General features: G+C 36.3%; 13 protein-coding genes. 1 reads left to right on the top strand and 12 read right to left on the bottom strand.

Annotated elements, in window-relative coordinates; all coding sequences use genetic code 11:
• Positions 1-10: 10 nt before the first annotated feature.
• Genes MHI55_RS27880 through MHI55_RS27935 form a run of 12 tightly spaced genes read right to left on the bottom strand, consistent with a single transcriptional unit; the run spans position 11 to position 14,547 of the window.
• Positions 11-415, bottom strand: coding sequence for a GtrA family protein (locus MHI55_RS27880; RefSeq protein WP_340387729.1), 405 nt, complete (start codon positions 413-415; stop codon positions 11-13).
• Positions 366-1,301 carry a glycosyltransferase family 2 protein gene (locus MHI55_RS27885; protein ID WP_340387731.1) on the bottom strand — a complete coding sequence of 312 codons (936 nt, stop codon included), beginning with the start codon at positions 1,299-1,301 and terminating at the stop codon, positions 366-368. The genes MHI55_RS27880 and MHI55_RS27885 overlap by 50 nt, the downstream gene beginning before the upstream one ends.
• On the bottom strand, positions 1,282-2,379 hold the full coding sequence (locus MHI55_RS27890) for a DegT/DnrJ/EryC1/StrS family aminotransferase (RefSeq protein ID WP_340387733.1): 1,098 nt from the start codon (positions 2,377-2,379) through the stop codon (positions 1,282-1,284). Before MHI55_RS27890 ends, MHI55_RS27885 begins: the two co-directional genes overlap by 20 nt.
• Before the next feature lie 25 nt (positions 2,380-2,404).
• A complete protein-coding gene (locus MHI55_RS27895) occupies positions 2,405-2,965 on the bottom strand; it encodes an acyltransferase (RefSeq protein WP_340387735.1) in 561 nt (186 codons plus the stop codon).
• Positions 2,952-3,368, bottom strand: a complete 417-nt coding sequence (locus MHI55_RS27900; protein WP_340387737.1) for an FdtA/QdtA family cupin domain-containing protein — start codon at positions 3,366-3,368, stop codon at positions 2,952-2,954. The genes MHI55_RS27895 and MHI55_RS27900 overlap by 14 nt, the downstream gene beginning before the upstream one ends.
• Positions 3,369-3,394: 26 nt before the next feature.
• Positions 3,395-5,227 carry a hypothetical protein gene (locus tag MHI55_RS27905; RefSeq protein WP_340387739.1) on the bottom strand — a complete coding sequence of 611 codons (1,833 nt, stop codon included), beginning with the start codon at positions 5,225-5,227 and terminating at the stop codon, positions 3,395-3,397.
• Between the two features lie 26 nt (positions 5,228-5,253).
• Positions 5,254-6,882 carry an acyltransferase gene (locus MHI55_RS27910; RefSeq protein WP_340387741.1) on the bottom strand — a complete coding sequence of 543 codons (1,629 nt, stop codon included), beginning with the start codon at positions 6,880-6,882 and terminating at the stop codon, positions 5,254-5,256.
• Between the two features lie 30 nt (positions 6,883-6,912).
• Entirely contained in the window at positions 6,913-8,265 is a 1,353-nt protein-coding gene (locus MHI55_RS27915) for a mannose-1-phosphate guanylyltransferase/mannose-6-phosphate isomerase (RefSeq protein WP_340387743.1), read from the bottom strand.
• An 11-nt stretch (positions 8,266-8,276) separates the two neighbouring features.
• Entirely contained in the window at positions 8,277-11,540 is a 3,264-nt protein-coding gene (locus MHI55_RS27920) for a glycosyltransferase (protein ID WP_340387745.1), read from the bottom strand.
• A gap of 12 nt (positions 11,541-11,552) precedes the next feature.
• Positions 11,553-12,434, bottom strand: a complete 882-nt coding sequence (locus MHI55_RS27925) for a class I SAM-dependent methyltransferase (RefSeq protein ID WP_340387748.1) — start codon at positions 12,432-12,434, stop codon at positions 11,553-11,555.
• Positions 12,435-12,449: 15 nt separating this feature from the next.
• Positions 12,450-13,733 carry an ABC transporter ATP-binding protein gene (locus tag MHI55_RS27930; protein WP_076254118.1) on the bottom strand — a complete coding sequence of 428 codons (1,284 nt, stop codon included), beginning with the start codon at positions 13,731-13,733 and terminating at the stop codon, positions 12,450-12,452.
• A 19-nt stretch (positions 13,734-13,752) separates the two neighbouring features.
• Entirely contained in the window at positions 13,753-14,547 is a 795-nt protein-coding gene (locus MHI55_RS27935) for an ABC transporter permease (RefSeq protein ID WP_339191178.1), read from the bottom strand.
• A gap of 255 nt (positions 14,548-14,802) precedes the next feature.
• Between MHI55_RS27935 and MHI55_RS27940 the strand changes: the two genes are divergently transcribed.
• The gene (locus MHI55_RS27940) at positions 14,803-17,121 is read left to right on the top strand and encodes an O-antigen ligase family protein (RefSeq protein ID WP_340387750.1); all 2,319 of its coding nucleotides are present in this window, start codon (positions 14,803-14,805) and stop codon (positions 17,119-17,121) included.
• The last annotated feature ends 20 nt before the right edge of the window (positions 17,122-17,141 follow it).

Raw genomic sequence — 17,141 nt, forward strand, 5'->3', positions numbered from 1 at the left:
TAGCCTCCATTTATTTGCTTTTTATAATCGTTTTGGATAAAAGAAAAGTGATTGGAACTGTGATTATCATGGCAACCAAGGGCACAATTTGAACATGAAATTGGGCGTACTCAACTAATACATAGAGCATTAACATGTTAACTAGATATTGTACTAAATAAACAATTGGGAATTTGAGGAACTTATATAATGATATCTTCTCTTTAAAAACAAATACCGAATTTAGATAATAAGATAGAAAAATTCCTGCAATATATGATATGGAGTATGAAAGCGAATAATTGTAGAACAGCAGCAAAAATAAATACATTAGATATGTAGCCAGCGTATTTATTCCTCCACTGATCAAAAATTTCAAAAATTCTTTATTCAAATGTTTGGTCAATAACATAGGAAGGCCGTTCCCTACTTTCATCTAGTATCCTCCAAAGATATTCTCCAATTATCCCCAACATAACCATTATAACACCCAACAAAAATGTTATTAAAGCGATAATCGTAGTCCATCCCTGCAACTCAATAATTCCAAAAATTGTACTTATCACTACAAAAGCTCCGTATAAGATGCTAAGTAATGCGGTGAAAAATCCAATCAAAGACATAAATCGGATTGGAGCATAGGAAAAACTGACAAATGAATCAACAAAAAGCTTGATTTTTTTGGAAAGTGTCCATCTTGACTTCCCCAGCTTTCGTTCTTGTCTGACATAAGGAATTTGAATTTGATCATGTCCAAGCCAAAATATAAGACTCATAATATTCGTGTTTTTCTCCTGAATATTAAGAACTTCCTGAACAACCTGCTGATCAATTAGTAAAAAATCGAACCCACCCTTCGGATAATTCTTTAGCGCAAGCTTCTCCAACAAGTAGTAATACGTATTAGAGAATAACTTTTGAGAAAAAGATTCTTCACGATCGGCTCTGGTTCCTAGTACAATCTTTTTACCCTCTTTCCAGTGGTCCAGCATTTCTCTGAACATTTCAGGAGGGTCCTGTAAATCAGCAGCAATGATCCCAACACAATCTCCAGTTGTATGTCCTAAACCAGCCTGAATCGCAGACATCGAGCCAAAGTTTCGGCTAAGTTTGACTACTTTAATTCGTGAATCTCGATCCCTGGCTTCGAGCAGTAATTCTAGAGATCTGTCTTTGGACCCATCGTCAACAAATATGAATTCAAAATCACATTCGGGCATAAGATTTTGCAGTTTCTGTAATCGCGGTACAGTATGCGGAATATTTAATTCATTATAGTAAATGGGCACAACAATAGAAAACTTAATCCGTTCTGTACTCATTTACAACCTCCACAACTCTCTTGATATCTTTCATTTCCATAACTGGACTTATAGGCAGACTGACCACTTCAGCATGAATTTGCTCGGAGATAGGATATTCATGATCGCCCCACTCCTTGTAAGCTTCCTGTCTATGAGGTGGAATCGGATAATGAATCATGGTCTGTACGTCATTCCTGTTCATGTACTCCATGAAATGATTCCGCTCTTTCACCCTAACAACAAATACATGCCATACGTGTGATTCTGGGTCATGCAGTACAGTCGGCAGGGTCACCTCAGAATTAATAATATGGCCGGAGTAATACGTTGCGATTTCTCTTCTTCTCTCATTGTCCTGTTCAAGCCATTTTAGTTTCTCACTCAGAATCGGTGCCTGAAGTTCATCTAGTCTGCTATTGTATCCCTTGTATAAATTCTCGTATTTCTTATGAGAACCATAATTGCGAAGAGCCATTAATTGGTTGTACAAACCTTCATCATTCGTTGTGATGGCTCCACCGTCACCTAAAGCACCCAGATTTTTCCCGGGATAAAAGCTGAATGCAGCGGCATCTCCTAAATTCCCCACACGTTTGTCATCATATAATGCTCCATGAGCTTGAGCACAATCTTCTATAATTTTCAACCCATAGCGATCTGCGATTTCGCGAATAGGATTCATATCACAGGATTGTCCATATAGATGAACTACTAATATTGCTTTTGTTCTGGAAGTGATATGTTCTTCTATTTTGGAAGTATCCAAATTATAAGTTAGCAAATCGGGCTCCACTAATACAGGGGTAGCACCATTAGCAGAAATCGATAGTATCGAAGCGATATAAGTATTAGATGGTACGATTACTTCATCACCTGCACCGATATCGTAACCACGAATGATAAGTTCAAGTGCGTCCAGTCCATTAGCAACACCTACACAATATTGTGTACCACAATATTCAGCAAACTCATTTTCGAAAGCTTTTACGTTACTGCCTAAAATGTACCAGCCTGAATGAAGTACTTTATGTACCCCGTCCATAAGCGCTTTCTCATGGCGTAAATTTATTTTCTTGAGATCCAAAAATGGAATCAATCTAGCTCACCTATTTTCCATGAAATTATTTCTCTTCGATAATGCCATTCACCAAGGCATACTGTTTATTGCATTGTGGACACTTCAAGAAATCATCTAGCTTTTCACCACAATTACAGACATAGCACTGAAAAACTGCTGGATTACCATACCATAGTGTATTGTTGGGAATGTTTTTGGTCACGACTGAACCTGCACCAACCATTGCATATTTACCAATCGTGTTTCCAGCCACTACAGTCGCATTTGCCCCTATGGAAGCCCATTCCTCTAAAACGGTCTTAAGAAACTCGGTAGGATACTGTTTGGATCTCGGTCTTAGATCATTCGTAAAGGTTACATTCGGACCAATAAAGACATTATCCTGTATGGATACTCCATCCCAAATGTATACACCAGATTTTACAGTAACATTATTACCAAGGATCACATCATTTTCAATAAAGGTATGGTCATTAATATTGCAATTAGATCCAATTTTAGCATTCGGTAAAATATGTGTGAATGCCCAAATTCGCGTATCAACACCAATATCATCTGTCTCCACAATAGCTTGAGGATGTTTAAAGTAATTATTCACTTCCATACACCTCCAAAAATTGATGGTAATCCCGAATATAATCCTCAGGATCATAGAGATGCGAGGCAAGAACCAACAAGACACAATTAGGTGAAAAATCATACATCTCGTGCCAATCGTTTGGTTCAAGAATAAGGACCTTAGTAGGTGAATCAAGTGTAACATCTGTTTTCCGTTCGATATTATCCAAAAAAACCTTGCACGTTCCAGACACACATACTAATGCTTGTCTCGTTTTGCGATGAGCATGGAATCCTCTTCGAACTCCTTCAGCTGTCCCATAGATATAGAAAATTCTTTTCGTCTCAAAAGGAACATTAATATTGCTTTCTATAACCGCCAACATCCCTCTCTCATCACCTAACTCGTGGATATCAATAAGTCTACTGCATAAAACGAGACCACTCATACTTTCCCTCCAATCCAAATCAAACTTCAATAAACGATTATGATAGAATCCAAATTAATTGAACCATTACTACTGTCAATAGTCGACCATTTGAGATTATTCACAATTTGAAACTTGTTATAGGTCACATTTAATCTAAAACTCTCATTTTGAGTCTGAATCGTTTCATTTCCCATCAATGTAACCGAGCTACCCGAAGTAGACTTATCATTTTTTATATTAGCTATTAATAAATATTCATCATATTTTGAAAAGTTAAATATATTGACACTATTCGACAGAAAAGCATTGTTATTAACATCCAGGTTTGTTATTTCACCGAAAATCATATATTGATTAAGCTCTTTAGCGGACTGCTGATATTTCAAATAATAAACGCTATTCAAATTAATGTTAGGGCTGAGTTCTTTAACAACTGTTACTTCCTTATGAAGCTTGTAGCTGAAATAATCTGTCCAGTAAGAGTCGTGTATCCCAACCGAACCGATGTAATTCCAAAGGGTTGGAGCGTACAAAACGGAGCCTTCTGGAATGCTCTTTAGAATATCTGTCTTTAATAACTCATCTACAGTATGCCACTTATAGGTAGACATGGTTTGATATTTAGAAATATATTTGTTAGTGATATCTGTGGACACACTAACAAATATAATAAGTAGGCAAAAGAAAATATGGATTATTCTTCTTGGCCACTTCGATGTAGCCCAACTTTGCATAAATGCCATAACTGCGACAAGAGTAAGCATAAAAGCAAAATAAGAGAAATATGAAGCAGGCATTCCCAGTTGCCCATTTTGAATAACTGCTTCTTGATAAAGTGGTGTTATAGCCAGAAGCAAGTTAGGCACAAAAAAGTAACATATGCCTGCTAAAATGACAATACTAAGCCTTTTTAAACTAATATTATTATTAGACTTTGTAACATATAGGTAAAGGGTCACTGCTAGAATCGCCTTAACAACCCATTGAGCCTCTATGATGTTTATGAAATATTTGAAGCTGCCTACTGGATAAACAGTGTCATTATACATTGACAACAAATACTGATACTTATGTTCAAACAAGTAATACGATGGAATTGAAGAGATGCTAAACTGCCAAATAACACGTAAAATATCCATTATATTAACGCTATTATCCAGTTGCGCCCCTTGGTAAGAACTTCCATAAACAGTCCTGAACAAAAAGTAAACGACTAAGTAAACTAAGACCAGAACCCCAATTGGAGTAATTTTCTTGATAACTGCTTTCTTATTCTGGGTATCGAGCAAAGTTAGCAGTACAAAAACTGGACAGTACAACACAAAAATTTCATATGAAAATAATACAACTGCGTAACTAATTATGGTGAAAATCAAATATGTTTTAGATTTAGTTTCTAAGTGTCTCATAAATAACAAAAATGATATTAGAAGAAAAGCAAATGGGAGTGTAAAAAAACCTGGGAAACTGGTTATAGGATTATGCTCCCAACTATTTTGTAAAGAGATTACCATAAACGCAAATACTATATAAGCAAATATATTATCTTTGAATAATTTAGCCACAAAAATTGACATCAATGAAATATTCAGAAGCAATGAAGAAAGTGTGATTATCTTGAAATATAGAAAATTATCAAAGACAAAAGGAATATAATAGAATACACTTGCCATAAAGTTTGTTCTACCTTGAAATTTCCAAGCTTCATAAAAGTTTCTCATGTAAGTCAAGAAGCCTTCATTATATGCGTTCAGGGCATTTCTTAAATCATCATTAATAATCAAACCGATCTTTAATAAGGGATAAAATGATAAAATCACAAGCAACAATAAATATAGCCATTCTTGTTTAAAGTTGCTTTTCTCACTCAAATTCAAGTTAAATCATCCTCCTCTACGAGCTATTATTTCACTTCAATTTTGCTGATCAGTGCACTCATCTTACGCTGATCCTCGCTAGCTTGATCAGGAGAATGAACATCATTGAATTCCATTAGTATTATAGAATTTCCTTTCCCGTTACTAATGGGTATGTCAAGAAAAAAGCCTTCACCGATTACAAGTGCAGTATTGTATATCTCCTCATCATTTAAATATACTTTTATCGAATTTATTTCAGTAAATGTATCTGGAACAAAACCATCAATTAACAAATGACCATTGGTCGGCAAGTCAAGAACAATACCTGCCTGCTTTGCAACCCAACGATATTTCTCACTATTACTCTGGGGAAGCCAATCTCCTTTAAGAATATTCTGATTCTTTGTATATGGAAATTCGATAGCTGTAGGCTGCGATTGATAAGTAAGAAATATCGTAGCAGCAACTATAAGATAAGCGCCAAACTTGATCCAATTCATACGAAAGAAGTAACCGCAAACCTTAGCTATCCAACCATTCCAATGATTATTCAATTGTAACATCGCCAAAGTAAGACGCTCCCCAAAAAAATTTCGTTTTTTGAAAAGAAGAGCTCTTTTTTCTATTACATACCATGAGATAACAGCCAAAATGTATGTAATTGGAACCGAAATTAAGAAGTTCAACCATACATAGGTGCTTCCTCCATAAAAATAAGTCACCATCTGTTGAACAGGGAAAGCGTACAAATACAAACCGTAAGAAAAGTCTCCGTATTGGGTCAGTACATGCGCTCTGGATTTAGGTAAATAAGCAATATAAAGTATCAAATATGTTCCTGCAATAACAAAGACAGGCTTAAAGCCCCCATTGAAAAATGAAATCAATAATAATGAAAGGCTAAGCATTGCCATCTCTTTTTTTATTATGATTACGTCCTTGAACAAATAAACTATGCTTCCTGCCATAAAATAAACAGATAATTCAATCAAAGTCTTAATTTCCATACCAAACAAATGTCCACTATTAGCAAGCAGGGAATCACCAAACGTATAAAAATAATACAAAATAAGAGAAAACAAAAGAACTACATACTTATACCTTAGAATCCCTAAGAATCCTAGAAGGCCCACTAAAAGATAACAAATGAATTCAAATGGAATAGTCCATAAAGATCCATTAACTACTCCTTTATATACATTACTTTCGAATACCCCTGGTAAATTCCATTGCATAGGAAACAAGAAAACCGCTTTAAGATATTCCACAATTCCGCCACTTGTAAAGTAGTCTGCTAACGGAAGTTCTGTAACTATCGGTCCTATGATAAATACAGAAAATAGCAGAACCCCCATTAAACCAGGAAAAATCCTTAGGAGCCTAGATTTAAGAAATACAATTAAATTATTAGAATGTAAATAACTTTGAGTGATCAACAATCCACTTATTACAAAAAATATAAACACAGCCAAGTTTCCAAAATTAATTTGACCGTTTGAGAAACGACTTAACGGTTCACCGGATCCATCACCCGACAATGGATAAGCATGAGAAAAAATTACAAGTATTGCTGCAACCACTCTGATGAGGTCAAAATAGTTATTTCTCCCCATCAGCAGTTCACTTAACCTACGCGATACATTCTGTCTTTTATCACCATTTACTTTATTCATGCTATACTCCCAACATTGTTGATTTAAGTATCAACTTCTGACCACATCATCTTCTCCAATATACTCCCCTACTTGAACCTCAATTAAATGTAAATCTATCTTCCCTGGGTTCTGGACCGTATGCTCATCGCCCATATGAATGAAGGTTGATTCATTTCTACGAAGTAGGGACTGTTCTCCATTCACTGTAATTAAAGCCGTCCCGCTTACAACGATCCAATGTTCATTACGGTGGAAATGTTTTTGCACACTAAGCTTTTCCCCTGGCTTCACTACCACTTTTTTTATCTTATAATTCGTTGAAATATCTAATTCCGTATGGTTTCCCCACGGTCTGTAAGCAGTAACATGGTTATCACAAAGATTAGATTTTCTTCGTTTCAATTCATTAACAATTTCTTTTACTTTTTGAGAAGAGCCATGTCTGGATATCATTAATGCATCAGGCGTATCTACAATCATGAGATCTTCCACATCGATGGTTGCAATCGTCCTGTCATTTGACAGGATAAGATTACGCGAAGAATTAACACTAATATAATGATCAGCCAGAGAATTACCTGCCTCATCTTTGGGCAGTTGTTCATATAAAGCTTCGAAGCTGCCAAGATCAGACCATCCAATGTCGGAAGAGACCACTTTTACGTTTGTACTGTACTCCATAACCGCATAATCGACACTGTTAGAAGGAATGGCCCCCATCTCTTCTTTGGATATACGAATAGTGTCGTAATGCACTCTTGCATTGTTGAAAGCCAAGAGCGTTCTATCATAAATTTCTTTGGCTGAGGCCTCTAATTCCTTGAGGAATACCCCTGCTTTGAATAGAAACATTCCGCTATTCCAATAAAAGTTTCCTGATTTCAAATACCTTTCAGCAGTTAATAGATCTGGTTTTTCTTTAAAGGAAATCACAGTCTGACCATCCGCTTCTATGTATCCGTAACCTGTTTCGGGATAATTTGGGGTTATCCCAAATGTTACCATGTATCCTTCAAGAGCCAGTCCCTTGGCTGTTTCGAGACAACGATTATATTCTTGCTGATTTTGAACTACATGATCAGATGGTGTAATCAATACCAATTCATCTTCCTCTGCAGCAAAACAAGCCAAAGCTATAGCCGGCGCGGTATTCCGGCCGACTGGCTCCAGGATAAATTTATCAGCTTTCATCTCTAACTCATTAAGATGATCTAATGCCAGGAAATACTGTTCTTCGTTAGATACAATATATGTTTGATCACATAGGGAGGCATTTCTCTCCACGGTCATTTGAAATAAAGAGCGGTCTCCTATCATTTTATTAAATTGTTTAGGATACAAAGTTCGAGACAGCGGCCATAACCGGGTACCATTCCCTCCGCATAACACAACATTTATCATATTCGTATCTCCTAGTCTTTAAAATCGAGAGCAAGGATCTTAATAGCAGCCTCTCGCGTGAAATATTTTTCTATATATTGGACTGAAGCTTGGAAATGGGCATTCCACATCGTTTCGTCTTGATACAATTGAATGACGGAACGAGCAAACTGCTGCGCATCATTGGCTATTGTCATAACTATCTCAGACTCTTCCAATCCTTCTGAACCGATTGATGTTGTAATAACAGGCACTTGATAATAAATCGCTTCGACTACTTTTCCTTTGACGCCTGCTCCATAACGTAGAGGCACAATAACAAGCTTAGACTGATTATAATACCTCTCCAGTTCTTCATCGGATACAAACCCAGTAACGATTACATCCTCTGCGGATCTTGCTTTTAAATCATCAGGAGGATTCGAACCCACAATATAAAGCTTCACATTTGGAATGTCCCTCTTGATGGTATCGAAGATCTCATCCAAAAACCATACGATTCCATCATAGTTCGGAGCATGGTTAAAACCACCAACAAATAGCAAATCTTTCCTAGCATCAAAACCCTCAATCTTTTTAGCGTAATTATAAGAATGTTCATAAGGAAATAACGGAATATTTCTTACTGGTTTATTCGGGAACTCATTTTGAAGCAGTGATTGTTCATATGAACCTACTACATGAATAACATCAGCATCATTAAATAGGGAAAACTCTGTTTTCTTCCACTCTTCTGAGGATTTTATAAGATTTGTATTTCCCGTTAATTCATAATTTCTCATTTCTCTAAGAAAATGAAGATCGTGGCCGAAATAGATGATTTTCGCTGAAGTGAATTTCTTAAACGTTTCCATGTATTTTATAGAAATATGTGGACGATTAAGATAAACATAATCAATATAGACACCATTATTTTTAATCCATTTGTTTATATTTTTCGCATAATAGTCTCCATATAAGACTTCTATTCCAAGTTCTTGTAAGTTCGAGGTGTACGGTTCATGCTTAAAGAAATTATCGCCTATGAAAATCACATGGAAACCCATCGAAACAAATAACTGTAAATAGAAATACGTCGCTCTACTACCTGCATCTTTGTCATAATGCGGCACATAGTGATCCACGACTACAATGGTTTTTCTATTCCTACTTCGATCCTTGGCCCAAAAAATATGTTCAGCATTAGGAAATTGATCTCTGAGTAATTCTTCCTTCCATTTATCCATGAACTTCTCTTTATTAGTAACTTGATAACTTTTAATGCCGTTACTCGTATCTGTTCCATGCGAAATACCCTCAAAATGCACGATAACAGACTTAGGTTGCAATAACACTTTATAGCCTAGGCGCCTAACCTCAAATGCCAAATCTGTATCCTCAAAATAAGCTGGTACATATCTTTCATCGAATCCTCCGAGCTCCTGCCATATCGTGTGTCTAATCAAAATAGCAGCTCCGGAAATATAGTCCGCTTCTTTCACATAGTTGTATTCTGGTTTCTCAGGATCATCCAAACGGCCGTAATTCCAACCGCTTGCATCATTCCAAATAATTCCACCAGCTTCCTGTAATCTCCCGTCTGGATACACAAGTTTAGACCCTACCATACCAATCGAAGGTTCGGGCTCAATAAGTTCAACGAGAGAACTCAGCCAATTTGCTTGGACGTTAGTATCATTATTTAGAAAAAACACATATTTTCCACGAGCCGACTTGGCAGCATTATTACAGTTAAGCAGGAACCCTCTATTTACCCCATCTCTAACTATAGTAATATTTTTCACTATTTTCTCAATATCAATTGTCTCATCAGTGGACATGTCATCTGCTATAATCACTTCGTATGTTAGATCCGGTGTGTTTTCCAGTATAGAAGCGAGGCAAGAATACGTATACTTCCATTGATTGTAAACAGGTATAATAATAGATACCAAAGGTTTCTCAAAATGGTTGAACTCTAACTCATCGTAGTTTGTTACAGTATATAGTTGCAGTTCCGTTTGTTGGTTATTGTCATCATGACGATCAACATAGGAGTCAATTCTACTCATAAGTTGGGAAGGTTTTTCAGAATTCAAATAATATTTTATTTTTTTAAAATTTGTTTTATTTAGCTTTGAAAGCATTAATTTTGGGTTCTTCAAAGTTTTTGAAGCAAGTTTTAATAATACCTTTCTCTTTGAATTTTGTGGCACCACCCTGTCTCTCGCAGAGTAATATTTACTTAAAATACGCCAGCCACGAGAGGAATAAACATTCTCTAATTTCCGTTCACTTTCGAGTAGTTGATTGATGTGGCCATCCTTATTTTTTATTTCTTGTTTAAAATCCATTATTTCCTTTTCTTTTGCTACAAGTTGAACATTAGATTCTCCCCTTTGTTTGGTAAGCTCGTTTATTGTGTTGTCTTTTGAGGATATTTCTGAGTGTAGCGAAGAAACTTGTTGATAAACATCCTTCTGAATTTGATTAAGTTTTACATTTAATAGCTGTAGTTCTTCATCTTTTTTATTAATCTCGAATTGGACAGAAAGGACATCTTCTAGAGTGCTTGTGTCTTTTAGTACTCTTTGAGCATTTTGATATTCTCTACCTTCTCCAAAGACATAGCGTTGGAACCCTTCTTCCATTTGCTCAAATATCTGAATATAATCCAAATTCATCCCAAAAAAGAGAAGGAACTCCTCCTTTTTTGCAAGGTGACTCAGATAGTCTGCGTACTTAGCATAAAATTCATTTATACTTCTATACAGAATAAAATCTACAGGTACCAACATTTCGAATACCCATTCATAATCTATTACAGTAAATTGTCCTTTATCAAGAGTTACATTTTCAAAAGTTAAGTCCAAGTTGGATATCCTTTGACACATCACATTAGAAAACGGAGGTTCGAGTCCAAACACTTCTTTAAACGTTGTTCCGGATTCAAAACTTTCATTATAAACAAGCGGTTGTTGAAGCACCATCAACTTGTATTGGTTCAAATAAGAAAATATCTTGTTTTTGTTACCATCTATTATTTCCTCAAACAATAAGGAATCAAGACTAGGAGAATTAATATACTCAAAGGTAATAACATTTTCTTCCAAATGCGATTCTGCTATTTTTATATCATTCATTATTGATCTTAATTTGATATAATTATCGTGAATACTGCTTATATGGGAATAAGCCTCTTTGGTCAGAGCTTTTTTTTGTGCGAATATCCCCCCCACCTTATCAATATACACAATAGTAGATGTCTGGTATTGGGGCAGCCGTTCCCTATTGAATTTAGAATATATAACTTTCATGAAACAATCCCCTCATTCTTTCGAAAATATCAGAAACGAGTTAGAGAAAAAAGGAAACATCTCATTCTGAATTATATTATCAAAGGTAATTTTTTCGTTAAATAAAAGTAACCTATCGCGGTCGAAGTTCGGTGTAATTTTAAGATCACCTGGCTTTGGTAAATAGCTGTCAGAGAACACTTGAGATGGCAACTTATAATCCGGCATTGGGTAATAAAAATCATTATTAAAAAATCCAGCCTTTTTCAATAACTCTTCAATCTCTTTTTTACTGAACGTCCTAACTTCATCATTTCCCACATAATGCTCAATACCATCAAACCATTGCCCGGTATGATCCTCAGCAGCTCCAGCCCAATACTTCAGTCCATATTTATTTTCAATCGCAATAATAAGGGTCCCATTAGGACTAAGCATTGATTTTGCCTTTTTCAAAAAATCAAAATATGGGGAGGACCCCTCCCCATATTTTCCGGAATACTCTAACACTCCGATGAGTGTAATATAATCAAATTTCCTATCAAAAGGTATATCTTCAAAATTACCAACAATTACTTCTATATTTTCACGGTCCTCATATCTGTTCGCAAGAATTTCTGCTCTTTTTTTTGAAAGTTCAATAGCAGTTACTTTATTTACCTTTTCACTTAAAAGTCCAGTAATTGCTCCACATCCCGCTCCGATTTCCAGTAAAGACGCTCTTTCATTAAATGGATACCATTCAAGAAGGTTGGATCTAATTGGAGATAGATGGTATAGAATAGGCCAACTGGAATTTTCTTTAAGAACATTATGAAAGGACTTATGATTTTTAGTTATATGAAGCAGTTTATCTTCTACTTCTCCATCACTATAAAGATCTTTCCCATTATAGTAATCTAGGTTGAGTTTCAACGTTAACTCTCCTTTCTATAATCGGTCTAGTTGTATTTTAGTATTTAAGTCCGCTATTCCAACGATAGATTTCAATAAAACAACTCTAAAAAAAATAACATCATATAGTCGGTGATAAACTACCAGTTCATCATTTTCATATCCCGTACAACCGAACGATAATGTATAAGTACCACCTTGTAAATTCAGTTGATGCGAGAAAGAAACCACTACCTCATCACCCGAATTGTAATCACCTGTAAATTCTCCATTATACCACGTGTTTGTTCCAGCAATCTCCATACCTTTAATGTCCTTGATAACGAAGGCAAAAATAGGATTCGATACACTAGAGTTAAAACGAACTCTAATTCTAAATGTTGTAATTTCATCACTTTGAAAAGAATTATTCAATGTATTTAACTGATCAAACATGCCAAAATCAATAATTTCAGCTTTTTTATCACCATAGTCTATAAAATCAGGATGTATGTCCATTTCAAGTTTCCAGTTCGTACTTATCTCTTTTCTCTCTTCATTCATTTGAACCTCAGGTTGAGAAGTAGTGGTAGTTGAAGTGAAATTTTTGGTAAGAATCCTTTTGTAAATATCAACCATTTCTTTAGGAGAACCTTGATCTATAAGCTGGCCCTCATCAAGTAGGATCGCGGTGTTACAGTATCGAATCACGCTATCTAGTGAATGAGATACAAATAAAATGGTTTTCCCTTTTTCCTTAAACTCGTCAAATTTCCTGTAACATTTAGCCTGGAAGTGAATATCTCCTACAGATAGAGCCTCATCAACAATTAATATATCTGGGTCGACATTAATGGCAACAGCAAAAGCCAGTCGAGCAAACATTCCACTAGAGTAGGACTTGACAGGCTGCTTAATAAACTCGCCTATATCCGCAAAATTTAAAATATCCTCTATTTTCTCATCTACTTGCTCTTTAGAATAGCCCATTATGGTTCCATTTAAATATATATTCTCTAAGCCGGTATATTCAGGATTAAAACCTGCTCCCAGTTCTAACAACGCTGATATTTTCCCATTAACTGCAACTTTCCCACTAGAAGGCGTAAGGACTCCTGTTATAATCTTAAGCAGTGTCGATTTACCAGAACCATTCTTACCTATAATAGCAAGTGCATCTCCCTTTTTGAGTTCAAATGACACTTGATTCAACGCATTGAAATCTCGATGATAATCTTTTTTAAAAGGATTCAAGCCCTCTTTTAAACGATCAATAGGATTCTCATATATTTTATATGTCTTAGTTACGCCCTCAACTTTAATAGCAACATCTGAATTCATGCTTTTATTTTCTCCCTTATCAAAGTACGTCTGCAAAATGCGGACGAAGTTTTTTAAACATGGTTCTTCCCACTACTAATATAACTATAGTACATAACCAGAAGTAGACTGTTAGTTTTGGATGCTCCCAGAACCATGACTTATAAATAAAGGTATCTCTGTAACCCTGAATAATATAGAAGGCAGGGTTTATTTTCAAAATAAAAGCATATTTCTGAGGAATAATATCCAGTGAATAGAATATAGGAGTTAACCAAAATCCAAACTGTAGAACTGTAGATACGATTTGTCCCATATCTTTAAAAAAGATTATCAAAGATGATGTAATCCAAGAAATCCCCAACACTAATACTGAAATACAAAAAACATAATATAACACCTGGACATTATAAACATTCGGGAAGTAACCATAGATACTAAACATTAAAAAAATAACTGCAACAAAGAACAGATGAACCCATAAGGCAGAATAAATCTTTACAATCGGTAAGAGACTCACTTTGAAAACGACCTTTTTCACCAAATAACTATTATCTGTAATAGATGTAGTCGCTCCTTGAATAGAATCTGAAATAAAAAACCACGGAATCATAGCTGAAATTAGCCATAATATAAATGGGAAATCATCAATCGGTGTTGATTTGAATCCAACTTGAAAAACAAACCAAAAAATAATGATTTGAATCATAGGTTGGATAAAGGCCCACAGTATTCCTAAAAAAGATCCGACATATCTTGTTTTAAAATCTTTCTTTGTAAGTTCAGCAACAAATCTATATTTTGTAATAAACTCATCATTCCATCTAGATAACATTCACACATGAACCTCATTTCTATAAATTTAACAGCCTTTAGAAAGTAGCGGTGTTTACATACCTATGCTAAAATAATGTCGTATCTACAAGCAAAGGAGACTTCAATCTTGTCGAATCCAGTATACGGGAAAACGAAGAAGACGTCGAACAAAGCCACGCTTGGTTCGTCTCCACTTCTAAAAAGGTCATTAACCATAGGACTGATCATATTTTTACTCTGGTCCGCTTTTCAAGTTGCGCTATTCAATGGGCAATTGCTGCAATTTGAAGCTCCCATTTATTGGGCGGTTGCAATCACTACCCTCCTATTTATCATCTGGGTAGCCATTTACTTCAAACAAATCAAGTTAGAAACACAGCAAGATTGGCTCAAAGTGGCCGTGCTATTGATTCCACTTACCTATGTACTATCCCTCATCAGTGCTGCATCGGAATATTTGGCAATCAATATGATCCTCATCCAGTGCATTTATGCGATAATTTTTGTGATGACGATGTACCTGCTTCAAAACAACAAAATCAATCATATCATACAATCTTCTTTAATAGGAATTGCATATGTTATTGTGGGTTTTGGTTTGTTAAACTGGCTAGGAGCCTTCAGTTTCGCCGGCAAGCTGGTGGGGTGGTTTTCTGCAGGAGTTATTAACGGTGTATACAACCAAGCGATCTGGAATGATTCAAATGGACCACGACTTGCATCAGTGTTTCAGTATCCTAATACATACGCCGCATTCCTAATGGCATTTTTATTTATCACCATTTTTAGTATGATCCGTTCCAAAAAAGTGTACACGCAGTTTCTACATAGTTTTATGCTTGTACCTATTATTTTGTCGCTACTGTTGACACTTTCCCGGACTGGGCTTGTCATGCTTCCGATTGTGTTCGTTATACTGTTATTATTGTTAAAACCCGCTAAACAAATTCTATGGTTTATCTATAGCGGAGTAGCCGCAATCGGCACACTGGTTGTATTGAATCCAATAAATACAGCAGGACTTGAATTGCAACTACAATTTTCCGGCTCACTCGCAGCCAAGGGTTGGATTTATCTGTTAGCAGCATCCATCATTGTGGCAATAGTAAGTTGGGTTATCCAGCGTTGGATCGCACCACAACTAGAGCATGGCATTCAATCCTGGTCAGCTCGAAAAGGCTCCAGTTTATGGATTCCACTAGGATCTGTTATTCTCACAGTTGTTGTTTCCGTGCTTCTGCTCGGTACGAGTGTGCGAAATATTTTACCTGATAGCATCAGCACACGGCTTGAAAATATCAATTTCCAACAGCACAGTGTGCTGGAGCGGATTACATTTTATAAAGATTCCACAAAACTATTTGCTGACTATCCAATCATAGGTGCGGGTGGTGGAGCATGGACCACTTTGTATGAAAAGTATCAGAACAATCCTTATGTCAGTGCTCAAGCACACAACTTCTTCATGCAATACCTCGTGGAAGTTGGAATCATTGGATTTGTTATCTTTATGGCATTTATACTCTTTGTTTTCTATCAGTATGTGGGTGCTTATTTAAGACGTAGTGAAGAAGAGCGTGAATCACATTTTGTGTACTTTATCCTGTCCATGTCCATCTTGATACTGAGTATACTCGATTTCAATATGAGCTATGTCTTTATTGGAATGTTGGTATTCCTTGGCCTCGGCGGTATGACTGCTGCGATGGATCCTAAACCACTACGTCGATCGAAGGTTAGCAAATCTGCGGCACGTGGGATGTACAGTGTAATTGCCGGGATAACAGCAATTATCCTGCTCATTACCTCCGTTCGTTTTCTGCAAGCAAATCATTACGCTTACGAGGCGAAAAAGGTAGCTCAAACTAGCCAGGACTTCCAAGAGATAAAGGTGCCACTCGATAAAGATCTATCGATTCGCAGTACACACACAGATTCATTGCTAATGCTTAGTTCCCTCTATCAACAAGGCTTTCAGCAAACACAAGATGCTCAGTTCTATTCGAACTCCATACAGTTACTCCAACGTGGTCTTGAAGCAGAACCATTTAATAAGAACATGGTTAAACAACTCATGAGTCTATATGAAATGAAAGGGGAATCTGTCCAAGCCTATAATCTCAAAAAAGAATATGCCAACAACTATATCTGGGATATGGATTGGTACGAACAGCTAATTAGCCGCTCATTTGATCTTGGATATCAAGCACTTGGACAAGGCGATGCAGCTAAGAAGGAATCTTATTTCACTTCAGGTCTGGAAGCCTATCAGCATGTTGTTGATGGAGTAGAACATCTACAGACCCTCCCTGAAGGACAACTTCAAGGACAGCCGTTCGAGCTGACTCCAACAATGATTCTGAACGCGGGGAAAATAAAATACATGTTAAACGATTCTGCTGGAGCAGCTACTATCCTTAAGGGTGGGATTGCAGAGGATCTGACCGATGCTACCAACCGTGAAATTGCTCGTTGGTACCTTGCCGCTCTAACGAAGGATGGGCAACAAGATCAAGCTATATATGATAAGCTTATCGCTGTCGCACCTAACGAAGCAGACGAGATTAAACAGATAGCAGAACTGAATTTCTAATAACAAAATGCACTAGTGGT

It is taken from the genome of Paenibacillus sp. FSL E2-0151 (genome assembly GCF_037993015.1).
Lineage (GTDB): Bacteria > Bacillota > Bacilli > Paenibacillales > Paenibacillaceae > Paenibacillus > Paenibacillus amylolyticus.

Coding starts and splice junctions, on each gene's coding strand:
- MHI55_RS27895 (WP_340387735.1), bottom strand. CDS start 2,965: ATGGAAGTGAATAATTACTTTAAACATCCTCAAGCTATTGTGGAGACA.
- MHI55_RS27915 (WP_340387743.1), bottom strand. CDS start 8,265: ATGATAAATGTTGTGTTATGCGGAGGGAATGGTACCCGGTTATGGCCG.
- MHI55_RS27880 (WP_340387729.1), bottom strand. CDS start 415: ATGAAAGTAGGGAACGGCCTTCCTATGTTATTGACCAAACATTTGAAT.
- MHI55_RS27930 (WP_076254118.1), bottom strand. CDS start 13,733: ATGAATTCAGATGTTGCTATTAAAGTTGAGGGCGTAACTAAGACATAT.
- MHI55_RS27900 (WP_340387737.1), bottom strand. CDS start 3,368: ATGAGTGGTCTCGTTTTATGCAGTAGACTTATTGATATCCACGAGTTA.
- MHI55_RS27885 (WP_340387731.1), bottom strand. CDS start 1,301: ATGAGTACAGAACGGATTAAGTTTTCTATTGTTGTGCCCATTTACTAT.
- MHI55_RS27920 (WP_340387745.1), bottom strand. CDS start 11,540: ATGAAAGTTATATATTCTAAATTCAATAGGGAACGGCTGCCCCAATAC.
- MHI55_RS27935 (WP_339191178.1), bottom strand. CDS start 14,547: ATGTTATCTAGATGGAATGATGAGTTTATTACAAAATATAGATTTGTT.
- MHI55_RS27910 (WP_340387741.1), bottom strand. CDS start 6,882: ATGAATAAAGTAAATGGTGATAAAAGACAGAATGTATCGCGTAGGTTA.